Source organism: Aminobacter sp. P4_D5, assembly GCF_056401815.1.
The window spans coordinates 1-22,822 of sequence record NZ_JBFUIP010000073.1; the positions used below are offsets into that span (position 1 = coordinate 1).

The following is a 22,822-nucleotide window of genomic DNA, read 5'->3' on the forward strand; positions in this document are numbered from 1 at the left end:
ATCTGGCGCAGCGAATACGTGCCGGCGGCGAGCGCCTTGGCCTGCTCCAGCGTCCCTCAACGCAAACCCGGAAGGAGGCCGAACCGATGGTCGCCGGCGTCACGCTGTTTGCCAAATCCCTGTCTGATGTCGTCGAAGAAAAGCTGCTCGCCGATCCAGCCATAGCAAAGCAGTGGGAAGAAGTGTCGGCCCGGTTCCGCTACGTCTTCGCCGATCCGGAAAGCGCCTTCCAGGCGATGAACTTCGATACGGTCCTGACTGACCCGAAGGCCGCGCAACCGACACTCGATCGGCTGGCCAGCGAGCCGGCATCGATCGGGCCGCTCAGGGGGAGGACTGGCCTGCTCGCGAGCAAGGCCGAAAAGGAGGCGCGCCGTGTCGCCGAGGTCAACGTGCCGGCGCTGAAGCGTGACATCGAGCGTTATCTCCAGCTGCGGCAGGTCGCTGCCGCAAGGATCGGGAACGAGGAGCAGGTGCTTCGTCATCGTGTCTCGATCGACATCCCGGCGCTGTCGCCGGCGGCAAAATCCGTGCTCGAAAAGATCCGCGCCGCCATCGACCGCAACGATCTCCCGGCCACTCTTGGCCATGCCCTCGACAACCGCGAGGTGAAGCTCGAGATCGATGACTTCAACCGTGCCATAGCTGAACGTTTTGGCGAACGGGCGTTGCTCGTCAATGCCGCTCGGGCGCCGTCGGGTAGCCTCTTCGACAAGGCCGCCGAGGGCCTTCGTCCTGGCGAGCGCGAAAAGCTGCGTCAGGCCTGGCCGTTGATGCGGGCAGCCCAGCGGTTCGCTGCCCATGAGCGCATAGCGCAGACAGTGAAACAGGCCGAGCAGTTACGAATGGCGCAGCACCAGAGCATGGTTTGGAAGCAATGAGCTACGGGCGTATGATCATCTCTATCAGCATCGTGGCTTTTGGCGCGACAGTGCTTGTTGGGGTCGGCCGGTCTGGCGGATACAGGCTCAACTTGTCGCCTAGTGCGCCCGTCGGCATCTGGCGGATCGAGACACTAAACCGCCCCCTAGCCATCGGCGATCCCATTTTCATATGCCCCCCGGCGACAAGCTTGTTCGTTGACGCGTTCGGCCGTGGTTATCTCAGCGAGGGTACATGCCTTGGCGGATTTGCGCCGCTGCTCAAAACGGTCGCTGCACTACCTGGCCAGAACGTCGAGATCGGCAACAATGTCGTCATCGATGGCAGGCCGCTCCCCGCGTCACGCGTCCGTCACAAGGACAGCCAGAATAGGGCGATTGAACCCTTTCCTGGGGGCACCGTGCCGCCCGGCCATCTCTTCCTTCATTCTTCCATAGCGAGCTCATATGACTCCCGATATTTCGGGCCGATCCCTGCAGCAGGCCTCCTCGGGCGCGCCCGTCCGGTCCTCACCGTCTATCCCTGACAGCGTGGGCGGTGTCATGTTGACGGCTGCTGCAGTGTTAGTAGGCGGCGTCGCCTGGAACGGCGATCCCCTGGCCCTGCCGCTCGCTCTCGCCTTTCCAGCATTGTGGGCCTGGGCGCCGACCCGCGTGATTGCGGCTTTGGTGTCGCTAGGATATTTCCTCGCCGCCTCGCGTGGTCTGCCGCAGGGCGTTGCTAACTACTACGCATCCAATCTCTGGCACGGCCTGTTGCTCTGGATCGTCGCATCGCTCTCCTTCGTTGCCGTTCACGCGGTGCTTTGGACAAAGCGTCCTGGGGGGAAGCGCCCGGCGCGGTTTGGGGTGGCATCGCTCCTCATGGCGATACCACCGTTCGGGATTGTCGGCTGGGCTCACCCGTTGACGGCAGCCGGCGTGTTGTTTCCCTATTGGGGTTGGGTCGGGTTAGGTGCAGCCGCGATCATCATGCTGGCCATGACAGCTAGAAGTTGGCCGTTCGCGGCCGCAGTTTTGGGAGGACTTTACGTCTGGTCAGTCACGACCTGGATGCCACCTACCGTACCGGACGGCTGGGAAGGCCTCGACCTTGAACTGGGCCAAAACCTCGGTCGCGGCGGCGGACTGGAACAGCACCGTCAACTGATTGCAACGGTGAAGGCAGCGGGCGAGGAAGCCCGCGTGGTTGTCCTTCCCGAAAGCACTCTCGGTTTCTGGACACCGACGGTCGAGCGGCTTTGGCGCGACGAGTTGCATGGCATCGACGTTACCGTGATCGCCGGCGCGGCAATTGTCGATCTGCAAGCCTACGACAATGTCATGGTCGCGATTTCGGCTAAGCGCGCCGGCGTGCTTTATCGCGAGCGCATGCCGGTCCCAGTTTCCATGTGGCAGCCCTGGCTTGCATGGACCGGACAGGGCGGTGGAGCGCGGGCGCACTTGTTCGCCAATCCAGCGGTCGAGCTAGACGGGCGCGCGATTGCGTCGCTGATCTGCTACGAGCAACTCATCCTTTGGCCTGTCCTGCAGTCGATGCTGCATTCGCCTGATATTGTCGTCGCCACCGGCAATGGCTGGTGGACTGCAGGCACTTCAATTGTAGCCGTCCAGAAGGCCAGTGCTGCATCCTGGGCCCGGCTATTCGGCGTTCCCCTCATCACCGCCTTTAACCTTTGAGCAAATCGCGCGTACTTGTTAGCTGCCCTCTATATGCCGATCTCCACCAGACCCAGCGGCTGCTGTTCTGTCGGGCCATCGGAGACCATGCGCTCATTGGTTCCCCGAAAAATGGATCTTCACTAGCGCTGGATCAACTGTACGCGCGACCACCCCGACGCCGGTGCGATGGCTCGTCATGACCGAGAATGTGCGCGAAGACTCGGACGCCATTGCTGACTGGCCTCTCATCAACGCCTAGCGATTTACTCGACGAAGGACGATCTTGGTTGCCACTCCGGTGGTGGCTGGTCGGGCTACATGGACCAACTCCGGTGTGACAATTATTGCCGACGGCTCAGTCGATGCCGAGGAGCACCTGCGGCTGCCCTTGACCGACGATACCTCGCTCGGCGTCGTGTGTTTTGTGACGCAGTGCGCGAATCGACCTTGGCTTGAAGGCCTAGAGGGGGAGGCCGGTAGTCTATCGCCGGGTCCGTGGCGTAGCCAAGTCTTCAAGCGGCAGTGCGGTCTTGTACTTGACCTGCTTGAGAGCGAAGCTCGATCGGATGTTGGCGACGCCTCGCGTCTTGGACAGCCGGTCGACGATGAAGTGCTGAAGCGCGACTGTGTCGCGCACCACCACGCGCAGCAGATAGTCGGAATCGCCGGTCATCAGATAACACTCCATGACCTCGGGAAAGCTCGCCATCGCCGCCTCGAAAACCTCGAGCAGCGCCTCGGTCTGCTTTTCCAGCGTGACCTGGATGAAGACGCTGACATTGGCGCCAAGCATCACCGGATCGAGCAGGGCGACGCGGCGGACGATGATGCCTGCCTCTTCGAGGGTGCGCACGCGGGCCAGGCACGGCGAGGCCGACAGGCCTACGCGCGCGGCGAGCTCGACATTGGTCAGGCTGGCGTCCTCCTGGATCTCCGCGAGGATGCGCATGTCTATCGCGTCAAGGGTCATCGGCAGCATGTCCTGCTTCAAATGGAATCAATTACAGTAATATCTCTCGCATTAAGCAGAATTTGCAACACCTTCGGCAGGAAATGCCGGAGCGTTGCCGCTATTCTCGCGCGCAAGTGGAAACTCAAGGAGTTGGAGCGCCATCATGCTCACTAAGACCCCGACCGCCCGCATCGGTGCCGACAACGCCGGACATGACGGCGATCCCAACGAGACGGCCGACTGGCTGGCGTCGCTCGAATCCCTGTTCTTCAACTCCGGTGGCGCCCGCGCCGAGTTCATCCTCGACGAGCTCGACCGCAAGGCCAAGGAGCTCGGCATCGTCCATGAGGCGCTGCCGTTTTCGCCCTACCGCAACAGCATTTCGCTCGAAAAGCAGACGCCGTTCCCCGGCGACCTTGCCATGGAAGAGCGCATCACTGCGATCATCCGCTGGAACGCGCTGGCGATGGTGGTCAGGGCGAACAAGGCCTATGGCGAACTCGGTGGCCACATCGGCAGCTATGCCTCCGCCGCCGAAATCTTCGAGGTTGGCTTCAACCATTTCTTCCACGCCGACACCGGTGAGGGCGACGGCGACGTGGTGTTCTTCCAGCCGCACTCGGCACCCGGCGTCTATGCCCGCGCCTACCTCGAGGGGCGGCTTTCGGAAGAGCATCTCCAGCATTACCGTCAGGAGATCGGCGGCACGGGCCTGTGCTCTTATCCGCATCCGTGGTTGATGCCCGACTTCTGGCAGGTGCCGACGGGGTCGATGGGCATCGGCCCGATCACCGCGGTCTACCAGGCCCGCTTCATGCACTACTTGACCGACCGGGGCCTCGCCAACACCGAGGGGCGCCATGTCTGGGGCGTGTTCGGCGATGGCGAGATGGACGAGCCGGAATCGGTCGCTGGCCTGTCGATCGCGGCGCGTGAAAAGCTCGACAACCTGACCTTCATCATCAACTGCAACCTGCAGCGCCTCGACGGTCCGGTGCGCGGCAACGGCCAGATCATCCAGGAGCTGGAGAGCACCTTCCGCGGCGCCGGCTGGAACGTTATCAAGGTGCTGTGGGGATCGGAGTGGGACGCGCTGTTCGCGCGCGATACCCAGCACGCGCTGCTCCGTCGTTTTGCGGCAACTGTCGATGGCAAGTACCAGACCCTCGGCGCCAAGGACGGCGCCTACAATCTGGCAAACTTCTTCGAGGAGGATCCCGAGGTCAAGGCGCTGGTCGCCCATATGTCGGACAGCGACATCGACGCCTTGAAGCGCGGCGGCCACGACTTCGGCAAGCTGTTCGCCGCCTTCGAGGCTGCCAAGGCGACCAAGGGTCGACCGACCGTCATCCTGGCAAAGACCAAGAAGGGTTTTGGTATGGGCGCTGCCGGTGAATCCCGCATGACGGTGCATCAGTCCAAGAAACTCGACGTCGAGGCCCTGCTCACCTTCCGCGACCGCTTCTCGCTGCCGATCAGCAACGAGCAGGCCGAGCAGGTCGCGTTCTATAAGCCGGCAGAAGACAGCGCCGAACTCAACTATCTCCGGTCTCGCCGTGAAGCGCTTGGTGGCTACCTGCCAACGCGCCGTCGCACGGCGGCACCCGTCGCGATTCCGCCGCTGGCAAGCTACGGAGACTTCGCGCTCAATGCCAAAGGTAAAGAGATGTCGACGACCATGGCTGCGGTCAGGCTGCTCGGCAACATGATCAAGGACAAGGAGATCGGTCCGCGCATCGTGCCGATCGTCGCCGACGAAGCGCGCACATTTGGCATGGCCAATCTGTTCCGGCAGGTCGGCATCTATTCGCCGGTAGGCCAGCTCTACGAGCCCGAGGATGCTGGTTCGATGCTCTACTACAAGGAAACCAAGAACGGACAGTTGCTCGAAGAGGGCATCACCGAGGCCGGAGCGATCTCGTCTTGGGTGGCGGCGGCGACGTCCTACAGCGTACACAACCTCGCCATGCTGCCAATCTACATCTACTATTCGATGTTCGGCTTCCAGCGTGTTGGCGACCTGATCTGGGCGGCCGCCGACCAGCGTTCTCGTGGCTTCCTGATCGGCGCGACCGCAGGCCGCACGACGCTAGCCGGCGAGGGCCTGCAGCACCAGGACGGATCGAGCCTTCTGGTTGCCTCAACCGTTCCGAACTGCCGCGCCTATGACCCGGCATTCGCCTATGAGCTCGCGGTCATTCTAGACCACGGCGCCCGCGCCATGATGGAACAGGGTAAGGACGAGTTCTATTACATCACCGCGATGAACGAGAACTACGCCCAGCCGTCGCAGCCAGCTGGCGTCGAGGCCGACATCATCAAGGGGCTCTACCAGATTGCCAGCCACAAGCCAAAGACGAGCGCCGGCCTTGTTCGCCTGCTCGGCTCCGGCGCCGTCCTGCCACAGGTGATCGAGGCGGCACAGATGCTTGCCAACGACTGGGGTGTTGCTTCGGAAGTATGGAGTGCGACCAGCTTCTCCGAGCTGTCGCGCGATGCACGGGAGGTGGAGCGTCACAACCGCTACAACCCGCTAGCCGAACCCGTCGTCAGCCATCTTGCTGGCTGCCTACCGGGCAATGCGCCGATCGTAGCTGCCACCGATTATGTCCGCGCCTATCCGCAGCTGATCGCGTCCTATGTCGAGGCGCCGTTCACCGTGCTCGGTACCGATGGCTTCGGCCGCAGCGACACACGCACGGCGCTGCGCGACTTCTTCGAGGTCGATCATCGCCACATCGCGGTGGYGGCCCTTGCAGCGCTCGCCGCCGAAGGCTCGGTGACGCCGCAGACGGTTGCCGATGCCATCGCCCGCTACGGCTTCGACGGTGCCGTCGATGCGCCGTGGCTGCGCTGATCCGGGTCGAGTTCCAGTTCTGAAAGAGTTGATATGAGCCAGCTAATGGAAGTCAGGTTGCCGGATATCGGCGACTACAAGAATGTGCCGGTCGTCGAGTTCCTGGTGAAGCCGGGGGACGTTGTAGTGGCTGAAGACCCGCTGATGACGGTCGAATCCGACAAGGCGACGATGGAGATCCCGGCGCCCTTCGCCGGAACCATCAGGGAGTTTGCGGTGTCGATCGGCACCCGCGTGTCCCAAGGCGCGCTGCTGCTGACGATCGAAGCCGCTGCTGCACAGGCAGCGGCGTCTGCGCCGGCAGCCGGGTCAGAAACGGCCAAGGTTGAAGCAGCTCCGATCGCGCCGACCGTCAAGGCAGAACTGCCTGTTGCTGCGACGGCGGCGCAAGCAACGCCACCCGTGGTGGTGACCAACCCGCAGGCTTTCAGGTCGGAGACCTTGGCGGGCGCCCATGCGACGCCGTCGGTTCGTTCCTTTGCCCGTGAGCTTGGCGTCGATCTGTCGGGGGTAAAGCCTTCCGGGGCGAAGGGCAGGATACTGCGCGATGACATCACGGCACATATCAAGGAGCGGCTCACAGGAGGTTCCCCGGTGCAGGTGTCCGGAACCGGCATCGGCGCCGCCCTGCCAGCCTGGCCTGCGGTCGACTTCGAAAAGTTCGGTTCGGTTGAGCGTCAGCCGCTGTCGCGTATCCAGAAGATCTCGGGCGGCAATCTCACCCGCAATTGGCTGACCATTCCGCATGTCACCAACTTCGACAAGGCCGACGTGACCGGGCTTGAGGAATTCCGCAAGGAGCTCAATGCGGCCAACAAGGACGCCAAGGTGACGATGGTCGCCTTCTTGATCAAGGCGTCGGCGCTGGCGCTAAAAGCATACCCGCGCTTCAACACCTCGCTCGACGGCGACGAGCTGGTGCTCAAGAGCTACGTTCACATTGGCTTCGCAGCCGACACCCCCAAGGGGCTGATGGTGCCGGTGATCCGCGATTGTGACAGCAAGGGCGTACTCGAGATCGCCACCGAAATGCGCGTGCTCGCCGACAAGGCGCGCGGCAGTGGGCTATCGGCCGCCGACATGCAAGGCGGCTGTTTCTCGGTGTCGTCGCTCGGCGGCATTGGCGGGGCCGGTTTCACGCCAATCATCAATGCGCCTGAGGTGGCAATCCTCGGCGCTGGCCGCTCGGCAATGGAAGCCATCTGGGATGGCAAAGCCTTCCAGCCGAGGCTGATCATGCCGGTCTCCCTGTCGTGGGATCACCGCGTCATCGACGGCGTCGCCGCGGCCCGGTTCCTGGGCCACATATCTGCCCTGCTGGGCGATTTCCGCCGCGCGATCGTATGAGGCCGAGATGAGCATCACCGAAATCAGGGTGCCCGAAATGGGCGACTTCAAAGACGTCGCCGTTATCGAGGTTCACATCAAGCCGGGTGACGACATCGCCCTCGACCAGACGTTGATCGTGCTCGAATCCGACAAGGCGTCGATCGACGTGCCGTCGCCCTTTGCTGGACGCATCGCGTCGGTCGAACTCGCCATTGGCCAGCGTGTTTCCAAGGGCGCGCTGATCGCCATCGTGGAAGCGGCAGCGGGCGTAGACGAAGCCAAGCCTGCGGCCGCTCCGGAAGCGCCGGCCGCGGCTGCGTCACCCATCCCGGCAGCCACGCCATCGCCCGCCTCGGGTGCCGCGCCTGATTGCGACGTGCTGGTGATCGGCGGCGGACCGGGCGGCTATTCCGCTGCCTTCCGCGCCGCCGATCTTGGCCAGCGGGTGATCCTGGTCGAACGCGACACCACGCTTGGCGGCGTGTGCCTCAATGTCGGCTGCATCCCCTCCAAGGCACTGCTGCATGTCGCGGCGATCAAGGAGGAGGCCGTGCGCCTCGCGGATCACGGTGTCGCCTTCGATACGCCGACCGTCGACCTCGACAAGCTGCGCAGCTTCAAGGCCGGCGTCGTCACCAATCTCACCGACGGGCTGAAGGGCATGGCACGGCTGCGCAAGGTCGAGGTGGTCAGGGGCACGGCAACGTTTGCCGATGCCAATGTTGTCGATGTCGCGCAGTCCCACGGAACGGGCCGTAGGATCGTCTTCGCCAAGGCGATCGTCGCCGCCGGCTCGGTGCCGGTCCGGCTGCCATTCCTGCCCGACGATCCGCGCATCGTCGATTCCACGGGCGCGCTCGAACTACCCTTCATCCCCGAACGCATGCTGGTTATCGGCGGTGGAATCATCGGACTCGAAATGGCCACTGTCTACAGCTCGCTCGGGGCGCGCGTCGATGTGGTCGAACAGCTTGACACGCTGCTGCCCGATGTCGACCGCGACGTGGTCGAGGTCTGGCGCAAGCGCAACGCCCACCGCTTCGATGCGATCCTTCTAGGTGCGCGCGTCGAAAGCGTCGTTGCCGAGGAAGATGCACTTGTCGTGACGACGACCGGCGTGGGCGCTGGCGTCAGGCGCTACGACCTGATCCTTCAGGCGGCCGGCCGGCGACCGGCAGCCGAGGCGCTGCAGTTGGTTGCGGCCGGCGTCACCCTCGATGCCAGGGGCTTCATCGAGGTAGATGCGCAGATGCGCACGCGCAACCAGAACGTCTTTGCGGTCGGCGACGTCACCGGCAATCCGATGCTGGCGCACAAGGCGGTGCATCAGGGCCATGTCGCGGCAGAAGCTGCAACCGGACTCAACAGCTTCATGGATGCCAAGGTGGTGCCGTCGGTCGCCTATACCGATCCCGAGATCGCCTGGGTCGGCGTAGCCGAGGACGCCGCTAACGCGGCCGGACGCGGTGTTGAGGTCGGCAAGTTCCCGTGGGCAGCCTCGGGACGGGCCATTGCTAATGGCGCGGACTACGGCCTGACCAAGCTTGTGTTTGATGGTGAAACGCATCGTATCATCGGCGGCACCATCGTTGGTCAGTCCGCAGGCGACATGATCGGGGAGATCTGCCTGGCGATCGAGATGGGGGCGGATGCGTTGGACATCAGCAAGACCATCCACCCRCACCCGACGCTCGGCGAGACCATCGGCATGGCAGCCGAAGTCGCCGAAGGGGTTTGTACCGACCTGCCGCCAGCGCGCAAGCGGGGTTAGCTTCGAAACGCCCCTTTGCCACCAACATATCGACCTTCTTGAAAGGCGTCGGATGAACGGATCGCGGGCCCGGGATCCTTATGTGAGTCGCGCTTCGTCGAGAACATGGCTTTCGGCGATCTCCCGTGCTCGCTACGCTATCGGCCCGGGCGGGCGGCGAAGGTACAATGCCGGATTTCATTTTTCCGCAGGCCACAGCACCCGAAATCGCGCCGCCAACATGGCGGCCGTTGTTCCTCGACTATCTCTTTCTCGGGTACAACACGGCCACCGCGTTCAGCCCCACTGACATCCTGCCTCTCACAAGGCGGGCCAAGATGCTAATGATGCTCGAAAGTGGAATCTCACTCCTGACCCTCGTCATCGTAGCCGCAAGAGCGGTCAACGTTGCCGTAGCGGGCCCATCCATCCATCAGATCGCTCCTCGCTATCGTGGCCAATTTGGATCGCGATGACGCTTTGGTTGTTGATCATCACCGTGTAGCGGCACTTACGCTCGACCTGGGAGGTGACATTGGCATGGCCCAATACACGCTCGAAATCAAAAGGTCGCCCTCCCAATGGCCGAATTGGGAGCGATCATCCATGAAGTCAGGCCTTTGCGATATCCTACAGTTGGCTGGAAAGACGCTGTTTCGCGGCTGTCTGGCGCCACGCGGACGGCGTTTGCGACGGGCCTCCGGAAAATAGCGGTAGAGGCCGAGACCATAATCTTCCTTGTCGTAGATGAAGCGGTAGATCGTCTCCGCGCAGATGCGAACAAGGCTGACACCATCGGCCAGTAGGCGGCCGGCGATCTGTTCCGGCGACCAGTGGGCCGTCAGCATGTCGATCACCATGCTGCGGAGATGCGGATGGCGCCTGAGTTTCCGCAACCGTCTATGGCGCGCCGTTGATCAGGACGGCTATGTTCTCGACGAGATGGTCCAGAGCCGGCGCAACACCAAGGCTGCCAAGCGTCTCCTGRTCCGTTTGATGAAGAAGCAGGGATGTCTGCCGAAGCGTATCGTCACTGACAAACTGCGCTCCTATGGAGCGGCGCGACGCCAGGTCATGCCCACTGTCGAGCATTGATCGCATAAGGGTCTGAACAATCGCGCCGAGAACTCGCATCTGTCCTTGCGAAAACGAGAGCGAGCCATGCAGGGATTTCGTTATCCAGGTGGCCTACAATACTTCCTGTTTTTCTTTTCTGCAGTCCGAAATCTCTTCGTCCCGCCTCACCCGAAACACTCAGCCATCGCCGTCCACCTGCATCGCCATACAGCGATCGCCTTGCGTTGCGGGCAAAGGCTGTGAGGATCGGCTTGTCCGGCGAGATGGCCAGCTTCACTCCAGCGACTTGAATTCGGACTTGTTTGCGCCCGCCATTCTAAGACGCTCCCCGATCGCGGCGCTGGGGAATTCTGTTTGGCGGTGTGCTGATTGCTGTAGCCGCAATCGGTGCGACCATTATGCTCGACAACCAGGCGCGATTCCTGCCTTAGTTCTGCATGGTTTCAGATTGTACCTCTTCCCATGCGCCAAAACTGTACCGCCAAGGTACCCATCGCACGATATCTCCCGCCGAAACCCTTGCGCGGGTTCGCCCCTTTCTAGAGGCTATGGGGATAACGCGGGTCGCCAACGTCACCGGTCTTGACCGCATCGGAATTCCGGTGGTGACCGTTGTCCGGCCGAACTCGCGTTCTGTCGCGGTTTCGCAAGGTAAGGGTATCACGCTCGACGCCGCGAAGGCCTCCGGCGTCATGGAAGCCGTTGAAGGGTTCCATGCTGAGCGCATTGAAAAGCCGCTCAGGCTTGGCAGCCGAAACGAGCTTGCGGCAAGCCTTGATTTGGCCGACTTGGACGGGCTTGCCCGGCTTCATGAAAGTCACATTGACGGCGACCTGCCGCTTTTGTGGATCGAGGGTTTCGACTGGATTGGTAAGCGATCGATCTGGTTGCCTTATGACGTGGTTCACGCCAATTACACGCTGCCCCCGGTCGGCCGCAGCGGAAGTTTCGTTGAAAGCACCAATGGCTTGGCGTCGGGCAACCACATGTTGGAAGCCGTCGCTCACGGTATCGCCGAAGTCGTGGAACGCGACGCAACTACCTTGTGGAACTGGCTGTCGGACGCAAGGCGGCGCAAGACCCTACTCGATCTCGACTCCGTCGACGATGCGACTTGCTCGAGCTTAATCGAACGGTTGCGCAAGGCTGGCATGTCCGTCGGCGTCTGGAACATCACGAGCGACGTCGGGGTGCCCTCCTTTTATTGCATGATTGTCGATGAACAGTTCAAGCTGGGCCATTCCGGCGCCGGAGCGGGCAGCCACCCGGCCCGCGAGATCGCCCTGTTGCGCGCGCTCACGGAAGCTGTTCAGGTGCGGACCAACTATATTACCGGGGCCCGCGACGACCTTCGGCGGGATGAATATGAACCGTCCGGACTGGCAGCGAAGCTCACATGGGCGAGGCGCCTGATGAACGGAAAGGGGAGCGTTGACTTCAGTCGCATACACTCCACACAATTTGCTTCGCTTGGCGAGGATGTCGACTGGATGTTGAAGCGGCTCCAGGTAGTCGGTATTGGCCAGGTCATTTCGGTCGATCTTACGAAGCCGGAGTTCTGCGTGCCGGTGGCGCGGGTCGTCATTCCTGGTCTGGAAGGACCGGACGACCACGACGACTATTGTCCGGGGCCGCGGGCGCTTGCACTCGGCGGCAGGCGATCATGACATTCTTGGTCTTTGCGGGTCCCACGATTTCGGCCGCCGACATCACCGCGAAACTGGACGCCGTCGTGCTGCCGCCTGTGTCCATGGGTGATGTCTATCGCTACGGCCGAACGCGGCCGCGCGCGATAGGCATCATCGACGGCTATTTCGAGGGCGTGCCGTCGGTCTGGCACAAGGAAATATTGTGGGCGATCGACCAGGGCATCGCGGTGTTCGGCGCAGCCAGCATGGGAGCGCTACGCGCGGCGGAATTGCAAGCGTTCGGCATGCGTGGCGTCGGCACCATTTTCGAGGCCTTTCGCGACGGCCTGCTGGAAGACGACGATGAAGTGGCCATCCAGCACGGCCCGGCGGAGATTGGCTATCTCCCCTTATCGGAACCCATGGTCAATATCCGCGCGACCCTCGAGCACGCATTACGAGAAGGCACGATCGAACGGCAGGTCTCGGAGACGCTGTCGGCAATGGCAAAGGCGAGTTTCTATCCCGAGCGCCGGTGGCGAACGCTACTGGAACACGCGTCGGCGGAGGGCCTAAACAATGAGGCGCTAAAGGCGCTCGAAGCCTGGCTGCCGCAGGGCAGGGTTGATCAGAAGCGGTTGGACGCGCTGGTCATGCTCGAAGCCATGGAAGCCCTCAGGCGCGAAGGAGGTCGCCAAGGGGCGGCCGAATACCGGTTGGAACGGACGACGATGTGGGCGCAAGCATTGCGCGACATCGAGGCCACGGAGATGCATTTAGGCGACGGGTCGGCGATCATCGACGAACTCAGGCATGATCCGCAACTGTTCAGAACGGTCAGGCGCAATGCCGCCGCAAGGCTCTTTGTGGAGCGTGCCGACACCGGGAATCAAGGATCGGATGCAGCGCGCAATGCTGCAAGCGCCACGACACGGTTCCGCCGTGAAAGAAGGCTATTCACCCAGGCCGCATTCGATCGGTGGCTCATCGACAACGACCTGGACAAGCGCGGTTTCGAACAGATGATCGAAGGCGAGGCGCGACTGGCGGCGATCGAAGCCGGAACCGATCTCGGCCGCCATATGCTGGACGAGCTTCGCCTTGGCGATGCTTATGGCGAACTGGCCGGGCGCGCGCGGCGAAAGCACGACCTTCTGCACAGCCTAGGGATGCCAGACCCTACTCCTTCCCACACTGGCCTGACTGTCCTAGAATTACGGCGGTGGTTCTTCGACATGCGCCTCGGCCGTCGAATGCCGGCTGACCTAGCAGATTTCCTTGGGGAAGCAGGCTATCCGGATAAGGAGACCTTCGACCGCGTGATAGCTCGTGAGTACATATTCTGGAGCAGGGCTGCCGCTGACAGCAAACCATCGGCGGAATGACTTGGCAGGGAGAGAGCAGGCGCAGTAATCTTTTCAGTGAGGGGGTTCCGGCCATGTTTAGTGCTTCGCCTTCAGTCGAACCTCCCCAAGGGACGCGCTTCCGCCTGTTCCCTCAACTTCCGACGCTAGAAGAACAGGGGGAACCTGAAACAGTCTGGGTTTCGCCGCCTGCAGGTACGGTCTTTCCGGGACCGGCCGACGCTCGTTTGTATGTCGTCGACCCAATCGGCAAGGAAAAGCCCTATGGCTTCTACGAGGAGCCGGGAGGGCAAGTCACGCACTACGGCCCGCCATGGGATGGGCCAATCGTTGCGCCTGCCGAGCCGGACAGGGATGGGCATTTCGATCATATCGAATTCGGTACGCCGCAGTTCCTCCAGGCGCACGCCTATGGCGCAATACGCTTCACGCTGGACATATGGCAGGAGTATTTTGGACGCGGCATCGGCTGGCATTTCGCAAACAGCCGAGAAAGGCTGGAGGTCGTGTTCCTGCCAGGGCTCGACAATGCCTATGCCGGCTACGGCTCGATCGAAATAGGCTCGTTTCGCACGCCAAGCGGCAACTGGGTCGAATTCGGCTTGAGCTTCGATGTCGTGTCGCACGAGACCGGCCACCTGATCATCTACGGCGAGGTAGGCCTTCCCGACACCAGCAACATTCCTGGCGAACATTTCGGTTTCCATGAGTCATCGGCCGACATGGTGTCGTTGATCGCGCTCATGCATTTCGAGTCTGCCCTGGTAGGGCTGCTCGAGGCGAGCCATGGCAACCTTTACAGCTACAACCGTCTCAACCGATTTGCGGAAGTGTCTGATTTCGAGCAATTGCGCGTCGCGTCCAATCCGCTGACGCTCTACGATTTCGCGGATGGATGGGTGAACGAACATGACCTAGCCCAGCCGCTGACGGGCGCCCTATTCGACATATGGGTCGATGTTTTCCACGAGGACCTGCTGAAACGAGGGTTGATCCCCGCGCAACTCGAAGACCTGTCGGATCAGCTCGAAGGCGATCCATCCTATCATGAGGTCATCCAGCCTCTGTTCGACAAGGCCTATGGCACGAACCCAGAAGGCTTCGCCGCATGTCTTGCTGACGCGCGGGACTATATGGGCCGCGCGCTGGCGCAAAGCTGGTCCCGCCTGCGCCCGCTTCACCTGGACTATGCCGCAGTCTCGCGGGCCTTTCTTGCGGCCGACGATCGGCTGACCGGCGGACGTTTCCAGAGGATCATCACGGGCAACATGGAGCGGCGAGGGATCGGTCTCGTGCGCGCAGGCCCGAAGCTGCTGTCGACAGGCGAAGACAGCCACACCTATTCACGGCGTACCCCCGAACCGGAGATGCAGCAGAATTGCCGGCATTTTCCCTACCGGACGAGGATGGCGCTTAGGCGAGCTGCGTACACGGGCTGAGATGTCCCTTCGGGCATATGTCGCGCATGCTGGAGTTGCACAAGCCAAGGCTACTTCTCATGAGAACCCGCCATAACATCGTCAGTTGTTTGAACAGCAACGATTTCATGATAGTTTCGACCCCAAGCTGAGTGTGGATGATTTTTTGTTTATTGGCTAAGGAGAGGTGGCGTGGCAGAGACCCTTCTCAGTACCTCCACGATACTGCTGTTCGGCAGGGTCATGGATGACATGAAATACAGTCCCGTTGATCCGCGAACGCCTGACGGACCGCCAGCGGTAGGTAACGCTGGAGATCCGCCGCGCTTCGGCGATAACAACGACCTAATAGAACAATTGTTGGCAGACAAGGAGAACGAAAAGAAGAGTGTCAGATTTGCCAGAATCTACGGCTTTGCGTTCGAAGGCCAGTATTATGACTTTGCGAGGCCGCAGATATTTCTTGTTCATGGAAGTGGAACCAAAGCTGAGAGCCCTGTCCCTGGAGCGGGCGCCAAGGCCCGTGCCAACCGTAGCGCCGACAGAACCGGCGTAGCTTCAACCGACGCGTCCTTCGCCGAGGACATCATGGTGTGGTCCTACGACAAGGGTGACTATCTCGTGCGTCTCGATCCGTCCGCAGGGCCGCTGGAACAGATTGTCCTTGATGCAGAATTGGATGCGGCTGGCACATATAGCGGTGGTAAAGCCTACAGTGGTGGTAAAGCCTATAGCGGCGGCAAGGCCTATAGCGGCGGTAAGGCCTATAGCGGAGGCAAAGCTTACAGCGGCGGCAAGGCGTATGGTGGTAGCAGCGACTAGTTCTTGGCCCCCAAAATCGGGATCGATTTTCAGAAAGGATGATGCACAGATTCAAAGTGATACAGCGTCCTTGCGCATCTTAGACGCGCGACGCAGTATGGCGGCGATAGAAACGGGATTGCGCTTTAGCTAGTTTTATCGCGCGTGAGGCGGGACTATTGGTCGCTCCAACGCATGTGCAGCTTTGTATGGTCGCTGCCATTAGGCTTGAAGCCCAGCCTGCGATAGAGGCTGATTGCACGGTTGCCCCGCAGCAGTGACAGCAGCACCGGCTTGCCGACTTTGCGCGCATCGGCCATCGTCTCACAGATGAATTTCGTGCCGACACCTCTTCCCCGGATCTTTTCGTTGAGATGTATCTGGTCAAGATGGACTTCGCTCTCCGTGTGCGAGACCTGTATCCAACCCGCCTCGACCCCATCCATAAGGACGATCCTGATCTCTTCCGGCTTAAAATATTTCTTGAAAGCATTTTTCACCTTCTTTTCGTCCCAGATGCCGAGCGCCTTTTGAAGTGGGCACATGGAGGAGAGGTAAAGGGCCTGGCAGAAGCCGAAGTCGCCTGCAACAGCGGGGCGCATCGCAATGGGTGTAGGCGCATCGCGCGCCACTCCAGGCTCTTGCAGGCTCATTTTATCCCTGCCTCTCTCAACCCGTCGATCAGCCGTTCACGTGGTTCGGGGTTGCGATCCGGTGGCACGTTCACCCAGTGCGCAAGGGTGAATTCGGGATGGGTGAGCAGAAGCTGCCTGGCATACTGGCGAGCTTCGCCCATGCGCCCGAGCAAGGCATTGCTGGCGGTCAGCATGCGGTAGGCCTCGGTCTTGTCATGCATCTGGTTGAGTGTGCGGATCGCTTGCTCATAGTCCTGCATATCGAAATAGGCTTCACCCAGATGCCAGAGATACCAGTCGGGATAGTAGGGATTGAGGCGCATCGCCCGCTTGATCAAAGAAACGGCCCGCTCCGTATCCCCATAGACGGAGACTGAATGCCCCATTTCGGCCAGCACGTCGGCGTCGTTGGGATTGGCGTCGAGGGCACGCTCAAAGGCGGCCAGCGACGCCTCATGGTCGCGCTTGTAGAGGTAGGCGCTACCCAGGGCGGCATAGCCGCGCGCGTCGCCCGGATCGAGGCTGATGGCAATCTCGGCCTGCCTCAGCGCCTCGTCCAGCGACGGCTCTGGTGGGTCGGCCCAGTTGAAACGCCACGCGTCGTTGAGTGTGCGCGATATCCCTATGTAGGAGCGAGCATAATTGGGATCGACCTCGGCGGCCTGCTCGAAAAGACGGCGGGCATGCTGGTTGGTTTCGCGCAGCAGTCGCTGGTAGACATACTTGCCGTGCAGAATGAGCCCGTAGGCCTGCAAGTCGGAGGGTGCACTCAGCACCATCCGGTGCATTTCCGATGCGCTCACCTCGATTGACAGACGCGATGCGACAACGGTCGTGACTTCGTCCTGAAAGGCGAAAATGTCGCTCATGTCACCGTCGTACCGGTCAGACCATATGGTGCGTTCCGACATAGAGTCGATGAGCTGGAACTGAATGCGAACCCTGTTTGCTATCCGTTGATAGCCGCCATCAACGAGATAGCGAACCCCAAGCCGGGCCCCAATTTCTCGAGATGACAGGTTCAGCCCGTGGAATACCGAAGAAGATCGCTGTGCGATGACGTGGAGGTCATGGAAACGGGTCAGGTTTGAAATGATGTCACCTGTCACGCCGTGGCAGATATGAGGCGGTTCGCCGGATAGATTCTCCAGCTGCAGAACCGCGATCGAGTTTTCCGSCATCAAATGGAGCGAGGCCTCGGCCAGACCGTTCGTCTCGCCGTGTTCCACGCCATTGCCAGTAACGAAACCTGCTCCGCTCGTTTCTTTGCGGCCATCGAGCGGCGGAGAATTCGTCGCGTGTTCCGGGTGCCCGGCCTCGTTTGGGYTCTCCGAAGCAGCAATTTGAGGTTTTGCCTYGTTCGTCTGAAGCAGGTGTTGGCGGGCCTGCCACCAATAGTTTCTTTCGGTGGTCAACCAGTCCTCGAACTCGGGGTCGCGAACGTCGATGCCTTCGAGGAAGTCGGCATCGATGGAGTCCCGCAGGAGTGCGGTACCTTCCATCTGGGAAGAGCGTCCCTCGGTCAGGGCAAGAAGATCGAGTTCAATGAGATCCAGTCGAATACGGACCGAAGTCCTGTCCGTCTCGATCACGTCAGCATGGGATCCCAGGCACTTTCGTATATGCGTCAGTGCTTGTCGCAGGCTCGACGAAGCCTGTTCGGCCTCGCGGTCGCTCCAGAGCTTATCGCAGAGCCAGACCCGGCTTCGCACCCCGTGCTCGGAGGTTGCAACCAAAGCCAAAAGCGCCTGAGCTTTCTGTGCTTTCGGCGTAATGTACTTTCCGTCAGGTCCGATCAGCGCAAATGCTCCAAGCAGGCACATTTGTACGCGCCGCATGGCTACATCTTCACCATTTTTCATCGGGTCGCGCTCTTGATTACGCTAAGGCAGGTAACATCAGTTTCTTACGTAAAGCAATGCGATCGCGACGAGATCGAGCCCGCGTCATCCCGGGCGGCAGAGCCGGCTCATTCACCTCATGGATGTTACGGCTCAGCTGGTCTCGCGCCAAATTGTCGCTAGACTAGGTGACGGAGTAGTCGGGAAAGGATCCTGTCCTGTAGCGTGGTGTAGCTGACGGCATTGGTCGCCGTGCACTCCGGCAGGGCTGCGCTGATCAGCGTGCCACGGCTGGCAAGCTAATGTGAGGATCATCGCTGATATGGCTGATGGTTTCCAGCGTCATGTATCTGGCGCGCTGCACGGCCCATTCATCGTTCTGCTCGAGCAGTAGAGCGCCGACGAGACACATGATGGCGTCGTCGTTGGGAAAGATTCCGACCACCTCGGTGCGCCGCTTGATCTCGCCGTTGAGACGCTCGATCGGATTCATCGAGTGGAGCTTGGCCCGGTGTTCCTACGGGAAAGTCATGTAAGCCAGCACGTCGTTTCCGGCCTCGTCCATGATGGTGGCGAGCTTCGGCACCTTCGGTCGGATCTGATCCGACACCGCACGCCATTGCACGCTCGCCGCCTCTGCGGTTCCTGGGCGAAGGCGGTGGCGATGAAGGCCGAGACTACACGACGGCCGCTCTTTCCGGCATGGGCGAGAACGTTGCGCATGAAGTGCGGCAGCGTTGCCATGTCGCCGACAGAACCTTGGTGACGGCGGCCTTGAGGCCCTCATGGGCGTCGGAGACGACGAGCTTGACGCCGCGCAGGCTGCGGCGTGTCAGCTTGCGCAGGAACTCCGTCCAGATCGGCTTCCGACATGCCGATCTCCATGCCCAGAACCTCGCGCCGGCCGTCCGTGTAGACGCCGACGGCGATGATGACRACGACGGAGACGATGCGCCCGCCGCGGCGCACCTTCAGATAGGTGGCGTCGATCCACAGATACGGCCAGTCGTCTTCGATCGGCCGTTCAAGGAAGGCCTTCACCTTGCCGTCGATCTCCTCGCACAGCCGCGAGAGCTGGCTCTTCGAGATGCAGCTCATGCCCATGGCCTTGACGAGATCCTCGACCGAGCGCGTCGAGATGCCCTGGACATAGGCTTCCTGGATGACGGCGGTGAGCGCCTTCTCCGCCATGCGCCAGGGCTCCAGGAAGCCCGGGAAGTAGCTGCCTTTCCTGAGCTTGGGGATGCGCAGCTCGACCGTACCGGCGCGTCTCCCAGTCCCGGCCGCGGTAGCCGTTGCGCTGGGCCGTCCGCAGCGGGCTCTTCTCGCCATAGGCGGGGCGCCAGTGGAGGCGCCCACCTCCAACTCCATCAGCCGCTCGGCGGCGAAGTCGATCATCTCGCGCAGGAGATCGGCGTCAGGCATTTTCTCCACAAGCGTGCGCAGGTTCATCATGTCGTCGGTCATCGGTGGTCCTTCCGGTCAAAGTTGGTGTGAGCAACCCGACCCTACCGGAAAAGCGCCGATGACCACCGAACCGCCGMTCGCTCACACAGCGCTTTCAATGGCGCGTTCGCGAGCGGCTTTGCTATTGCCCAGCTACACCACCTGTGGAGACACAACCGGGAAAGGTGTTCCGTACGCAAAGCCGCCTGGAAATCAGCGATGCGTTGCGCCGGAGGCTCGATAAGCCCGGAAGCAACGGCTGATGCAGGGATTGAATTTTCGGCTCGAAAGTAATACCTCTTTCTAAGAGCGCATTACCACAGATTTGAAGGAGCTCGTATGAGCACGACAGTCACAGCGAAGGGCCAAGTCACCATCCCAAAGCCTGTCCGCGACCTGCTGGGGATCGGTCCGGGCAGCAAGGTTGATTTCCACCGGGCGGTCGATGGCAGTATAATGCTTGCTCGCGCCGACAAAAAGCAGCCCGCGAGCCGTTTCGCCAAGCTGCGCGGTCACGCCGGCAAAGGTCTTAGCACAGACGCAATCATGGCACTGACGCGTGGTGAAGCGTGACGCTGGTTGATACCAACGTCCTGCTGGATCTTGTTACCGACGACCCGACTTGGGCTGACTGGTCGGTTGCTCAACTTGAGGCTGCCAGTCTCCTGGGGCCGTTGTTGATAAACGCTGTGGTCTACGCCGAACTCGCTGTTCGATACGATCGGATCGAGGCGCTCGATGGTTTTCTCGGCCAGGCCGGCTTGGAAATGGCGCCAATTCCACGTGCGTCGCTTTTCCTTGCCGGAAAGCTGTTCACGCGATACCGCAAGTCTGGTGGATCGAGAACCGGTGTGCTTCCCGATTTCTTCATCGGCGCTCACGCAGCAGTCAATCAGCTTTCCTTGCTGACCCGTGATGTTGGCCGATACCGGACATATTTTCCGTCGTTGAAGCTGATCACGCCGGATACCTAAGGTATACAGCAGCTATGCCAATTGAATTCTCTGCTTTCTGGGGCAGGGAGGGGGCTATCGGCCATTGCAGGCCGCTCGCTTTGGTCAGATTGACGCGGAAGCGGTCGCTGCGGCGCTGGTATTTGCGTCCGCAAGGCGCTTCAACACCATGGGCGACCCGATCGGATCGACCTCGGAAAGGACCATGACCCCGGCGATGACAACGCAAAACTTGGATTGACAACCACCCGCAATTAAAGGGCCGCTTCACAAGCATGTCACGCCTGCTTAACGCTGTCATCACGCCTGCATGGCAATCTATCGTTCGCAGGGTTTAGAGGTGCCAGGTTGCAAACCTACCCTCCATATCACTTGCGAAGTAACAAAGGAGGCTTACATGACTAAGATCATTCTTGCATGGATAGCAGTCCTCACGACTATCACATTGGTTTACGCTGGCGGCATTTCAGGAAGAGATTGCCGTGAGGTAAACGGTCATCAATCTTGTGTTAAGATAAATGACGCTGAGGGGAATTGAGGAGGCTGTTGCTTAGGAGACCCTCTTCTGGCCTATCACGTCGCCGCTAGTACAGTTGTCGATCCGCGCGGCGGGTGGCCAATTTTGGCGACTGACGCGACCGAAAGGATTTGGAGGGCCGCCATCAATCGAACCTTTCAGGCGGTCAACATACGCTTGATGGTTCTGTTGAGGTCGTGCCTTCCATTCGGCCTATCAGTTGCAACATAAAGGCCTGCTGGTCGAGGGGGGGGGCGGCAGGCCCCAGTTTGGCGCGCTAGCGCTTCTGCCCGATGTCGATGCGCGCCGCTGACCTCTACCTTACCACTCTTTCGGACGTAGCTCCCTAGAGCGCCAAGCACGTCCAGAATGTCCTTGGCGACGAGCGCACGACAATGACATGACGACTCCGAACGCTCATGGTCTCAATCACGCTTCACGTCGCCAGTCTTCCTTTCAAACGCTCACGTTTGACCAGCATCCCGAGAGGCGACGACTGTCGCATCTCTAACCGGCTCATGTGTCGCATCTCTGTAAGCGCGATTTTCCCTGCACGTTGACGGCGTCGCTTTTGAGGGATGGTAATTCCCCGTTTTTAGCGGGCTTCATGGTAGAATTCACGCAGCCATTTTCAGTTTCTGTGCGGGTGTGATGCCGCCGATTCCCATATTGGGCCGTTCGTTGTTGTAGGTCCAAAGCCACCCTGTGGCGAATTCCTGTGCCTCCTCGATACTTTCAATGATGTATTGGTCGAGCCATTCATGTCGGACGGTGCGATTGTAGCGCTCGACATAGGCATTTTGCTGCGGTTTTCCTGGCTGAAGATGGCTCAAGGCAATGCCCTGCTTCTCAGCCCATTCCATCAGTTTGCCACTGACATATTCAGGCCCATTATCCACACGAATTGCGAACGGTTTGCCGCGCCATTCGATGATCTGGTTCAGGCTGCGGATGACGCGCTCGGCAGGAAGTGAGAAGTCCACCTCGATGCCCAGCCCTTCGCGGTTGAAGTCGTCCAGGACATTCAGCAGCCGGAATTGCCTGCCGTCTTCCAAACGATCCGCCATGAAGTCCATCGACCAGACCATGTTCGGCGCTTCCGGTACGGCCAGAGCGTCGGGCTTGTCCCGTTTCAGTCGCTTGCGTGGCTTGATCCTGAGGTTTAACTCCAGCTCGCGGTAGATGCGATACACGCGTTTATGGTTCCAGCGATGCCCCCGGACATTGCGCAGGTAGAGGAAGCACAAGCCGAAGCCCCAGCTCTTCTTTGCCCGCGTTAACCCGATGAGTATGTCAGCGATCTGCTCGTTCTCGTCGTTCAGCTTGGCGCTGTAACGATAGCAGGTCTCGCTGACCTCGAAGGTGCGGCAGGCGAGCGCAATGCCCACCGCGCGCAACGCCACTGCTTTCCCAGCCATCTCCCGGCGTTGAGATGGCCGAGTCATTTTTTTCCAAGAGGCTCCTTCAGCAGCTCGGCCTGCATGCTCATCTCGGCATACATCTTCTTCAGCCGACGGTTCTCGTCCTCCAGAGCCTTCATCTGGCTGATCATCGACGCGTCCATGCCACCGTATTTGACTCGCCATTTGTAAAAGGATGCCGTGCTCATTCCGTGTTCGCGGCACAACTCCGGCACTGGGACCCCACCTTCCGCCTGGCGAAGGATTGCAAGGATCTGGGGTTCGCTAAATCTGCCCGTCTTCATCAAAAT

The 22,822-nt window shown here is 60.7% G+C and carries 18 protein-coding genes and 3 pseudogenes; 14 read left to right on the forward strand and 7 right to left on the reverse strand.

What is annotated here, in order from left to right; all coding sequences use genetic code 11:
• The 3 genes from AC1DWF_RS16900 to AC1DWF_RS16910 all read left to right on the forward strand — a co-directional run.
• A partial coding sequence (locus tag AC1DWF_RS16900; RefSeq protein WP_476841857.1) for a BID domain-containing protein occupies positions 1–881 on the forward strand: 881 nt, incomplete at its 5' end.
• A gap of 11 nt (positions 882–892) precedes the next feature.
• Positions 893–1,408, forward strand: a complete 516-nt coding sequence (gene traF / locus AC1DWF_RS16905; RefSeq protein ID WP_476784804.1) for a conjugative transfer signal peptidase TraF — start codon at positions 893–895, stop codon at positions 1,406–1,408.
• A 16-nt stretch (positions 1,409–1,424) separates the two neighbouring features.
• Entirely contained in the window at positions 1,425–2,561 is a 1,137-nt protein-coding gene (locus AC1DWF_RS16910) for a conjugal transfer protein TraB (RefSeq protein ID WP_476784800.1), read from the forward strand.
• A 463-nt stretch (positions 2,562–3,024) separates the two neighbouring features.
• Here AC1DWF_RS16910 and AC1DWF_RS16915 read toward each other — a convergent pair whose 3' ends face one another.
• Entirely contained in the window at positions 3,025–3,522 is a 498-nt protein-coding gene (locus AC1DWF_RS16915) for an Lrp/AsnC family transcriptional regulator (protein ID WP_476784801.1), read from the reverse strand.
• A gap of 136 nt (positions 3,523–3,658) precedes the next feature.
• On the opposite strand from AC1DWF_RS16915, the gene mdeB reads away from it, so the two are divergent.
• Genes mdeB through lpdA form a run of 3 tightly spaced genes read left to right on the forward strand, consistent with a single transcriptional unit; the run spans position 3,659 to position 9,452 of the window.
• Positions 3,659–6,352, forward strand: coding sequence for an alpha-ketoglutarate dehydrogenase (mdeB, locus tag AC1DWF_RS16920; RefSeq protein ID WP_476841858.1), 2,694 nt, complete (start codon positions 3,659–3,661; stop codon positions 6,350–6,352).
• Positions 6,353–6,385: 33 nt separating this feature from the next.
• Positions 6,386–7,699: a 2-oxo acid dehydrogenase subunit E2 gene (locus tag AC1DWF_RS16925; protein ID WP_476789515.1), complete on the forward strand. Its 1,314-nt coding sequence runs from the start codon at positions 6,386–6,388 to the stop codon at positions 7,697–7,699.
• A gap of 7 nt (positions 7,700–7,706) precedes the next feature.
• Positions 7,707–9,452 (forward strand): dihydrolipoyl dehydrogenase, encoded by a 1,746-nt coding sequence (gene lpdA, locus AC1DWF_RS16930; RefSeq protein ID WP_476804505.1) that lies wholly within the window; start codon positions 7,707–7,709, stop codon positions 9,450–9,452.
• Between the two features lie 456 nt (positions 9,453–9,908).
• On the opposite strand, the pseudogene AC1DWF_RS16935 reads toward lpdA, so the two are convergent.
• Positions 9,909–10,339 (reverse strand): annotated as a pseudogene (locus AC1DWF_RS16935) (IS30 family transposase); the annotation flags it as partial.
• Here AC1DWF_RS16935 and AC1DWF_RS16940 point away from each other — a divergent pair.
• From AC1DWF_RS16940 to AC1DWF_RS16960, 5 genes and pseudogenes are all read left to right on the forward strand, one after another.
• Positions 10,332–10,751: pseudogene (locus AC1DWF_RS16940) on the forward strand (IS6 family transposase); the annotation flags it as partial. The pseudogenes AC1DWF_RS16935 and AC1DWF_RS16940 overlap by 8 nt on opposite strands.
• A 194-nt stretch (positions 10,752–10,945) precedes the next feature.
• Complete coding sequence (locus tag AC1DWF_RS16945; RefSeq protein WP_476785153.1) at positions 10,946–12,175, forward strand: YcaO-like family protein; 1,230 nt, start codon at positions 10,946–10,948, stop codon at positions 12,173–12,175.
• Positions 12,172–13,521 carry a TfuA-like protein gene (locus AC1DWF_RS16950; RefSeq protein ID WP_476789168.1) on the forward strand — a complete coding sequence of 450 codons (1,350 nt, stop codon included), beginning with the start codon at positions 12,172–12,174 and terminating at the stop codon, positions 13,519–13,521. Before AC1DWF_RS16945 ends, AC1DWF_RS16950 begins: the two co-directional genes overlap by 4 nt.
• 206 nt (positions 13,522–13,727) lie before the next feature.
• On the forward strand, positions 13,728–14,939 hold the full coding sequence (locus AC1DWF_RS16955; RefSeq protein WP_476785155.1) for a gluzincin family metallopeptidase: 1,212 nt from the start codon (positions 13,728–13,730) through the stop codon (positions 14,937–14,939).
• 171 nt (positions 14,940–15,110) lie between these two features.
• A complete protein-coding gene (locus AC1DWF_RS16960; protein WP_476789167.1) occupies positions 15,111–15,740 on the forward strand; it encodes a hypothetical protein in 630 nt (209 codons plus the stop codon).
• A gap of 155 nt (positions 15,741–15,895) precedes the next feature.
• Here the strand turns inward: AC1DWF_RS16960 and AC1DWF_RS16965 are convergent, their stop codons facing one another.
• The 4 genes and pseudogenes from AC1DWF_RS16965 to AC1DWF_RS16980 form a co-directional block, all read right to left on the reverse strand.
• Positions 15,896–16,372, reverse strand: a complete 477-nt coding sequence (locus AC1DWF_RS16965) for a GNAT family N-acetyltransferase (protein ID WP_476785157.1) — start codon at positions 16,370–16,372, stop codon at positions 15,896–15,898.
• Complete coding sequence (locus AC1DWF_RS16970; RefSeq protein ID WP_476841859.1) at positions 16,369–18,216, reverse strand: tetratricopeptide repeat protein; 1,848 nt, start codon at positions 18,214–18,216, stop codon at positions 16,369–16,371. Before AC1DWF_RS16970 ends, AC1DWF_RS16965 begins: the two co-directional genes overlap by 4 nt.
• A 256-nt stretch (positions 18,217–18,472) precedes the next feature.
• Entirely contained in the window at positions 18,473–18,688 is a 216-nt protein-coding gene (locus AC1DWF_RS16975) for a transposase (protein ID WP_476789165.1), read from the reverse strand.
• Positions 18,689–18,872: 184 nt separating this feature from the next.
• Positions 18,873–19,662 (reverse strand): annotated as a pseudogene (locus AC1DWF_RS16980) (IS256 family transposase).
• A gap of 318 nt (positions 19,663–19,980) precedes the next feature.
• Here AC1DWF_RS16980 and AC1DWF_RS16985 point away from each other — a divergent pair.
• The 3 genes from AC1DWF_RS16985 to AC1DWF_RS16995 all read left to right on the forward strand — a co-directional run bounded on the left by AC1DWF_RS16985 (position 19,981) and on the right by AC1DWF_RS16995 (position 21,132).
• A complete protein-coding gene (locus tag AC1DWF_RS16985) occupies positions 19,981–20,214 on the forward strand; it encodes an AbrB/MazE/SpoVT family DNA-binding domain-containing protein (protein WP_476786495.1) in 234 nt (77 codons plus the stop codon).
• Positions 20,211–20,615 (forward strand): type II toxin-antitoxin system VapC family toxin, encoded by a 405-nt coding sequence (locus AC1DWF_RS16990; protein WP_476786496.1) that lies wholly within the window; start codon positions 20,211–20,213, stop codon positions 20,613–20,615. The genes AC1DWF_RS16985 and AC1DWF_RS16990 overlap by 4 nt, the downstream gene beginning before the upstream one ends.
• A gap of 376 nt (positions 20,616–20,991) precedes the next feature.
• Complete coding sequence (locus AC1DWF_RS16995; RefSeq protein WP_476786497.1) at positions 20,992–21,132, forward strand: hypothetical protein; 141 nt, start codon at positions 20,992–20,994, stop codon at positions 21,130–21,132.
• A 596-nt stretch (positions 21,133–21,728) separates the two neighbouring features.
• Here AC1DWF_RS16995 and AC1DWF_RS17000 read toward each other — a convergent pair.
• A protein-coding gene (locus AC1DWF_RS17000) for an IS3 family transposase (RefSeq protein ID WP_476789164.1) occupies positions 21,729–22,816 on the reverse strand; the annotation gives its coding sequence in 2 pieces (ribosomal slippage) (positions 21,729–22,561 and positions 22,561–22,816; 1,089 coding nt in all).
• Positions 22,817–22,822 lie beyond the last annotated feature (6 nt).

Bases quoted from the DNA above. Each gene is read 5' to 3' on its own strand.
- traF (WP_476784804.1), top strand. From the start codon at position 893: ATGATCATCTCTATCAGCATCGTGGCTTTTGGCGCGACAGTGCTTGTT.
- AC1DWF_RS16910 (WP_476784800.1), top strand. From the start codon at position 1,425: ATGTTGACGGCTGCTGCAGTGTTAGTAGGCGGCGTCGCCTGGAACGGC.
- AC1DWF_RS16915 (WP_476784801.1), bottom strand. From the start codon at position 3,522: ATGCTGCCGATGACCCTTGACGCGATAGACATGCGCATCCTCGCGGAG.
- AC1DWF_RS16925 (WP_476789515.1), top strand. From the start codon at position 6,386: ATGAGCCAGCTAATGGAAGTCAGGTTGCCGGATATCGGCGACTACAAG.
- AC1DWF_RS16945 (WP_476785153.1), top strand. From the start codon at position 10,946: ATGGTTTCAGATTGTACCTCTTCCCATGCGCCAAAACTGTACCGCCAA.
- AC1DWF_RS16950 (WP_476789168.1), top strand. From the start codon at position 12,172: ATGACATTCTTGGTCTTTGCGGGTCCCACGATTTCGGCCGCCGACATC.
- AC1DWF_RS16965 (WP_476785157.1), bottom strand. From the start codon at position 16,372: ATGAGCCTGCAAGAGCCTGGAGTGGCGCGCGATGCGCCTACACCCATT.
- AC1DWF_RS16975 (WP_476789165.1), bottom strand. From the start codon at position 18,688: ATGAATCCGATCGAGCGTCTCAACGGCGAGATCAAGCGGCGCACCGAG.
- AC1DWF_RS16985 (WP_476786495.1), top strand. From the start codon at position 19,981: ATGAGCACGACAGTCACAGCGAAGGGCCAAGTCACCATCCCAAAGCCT.
- AC1DWF_RS16995 (WP_476786497.1), top strand. From the start codon at position 20,992: ATGACTAAGATCATTCTTGCATGGATAGCAGTCCTCACGACTATCACA.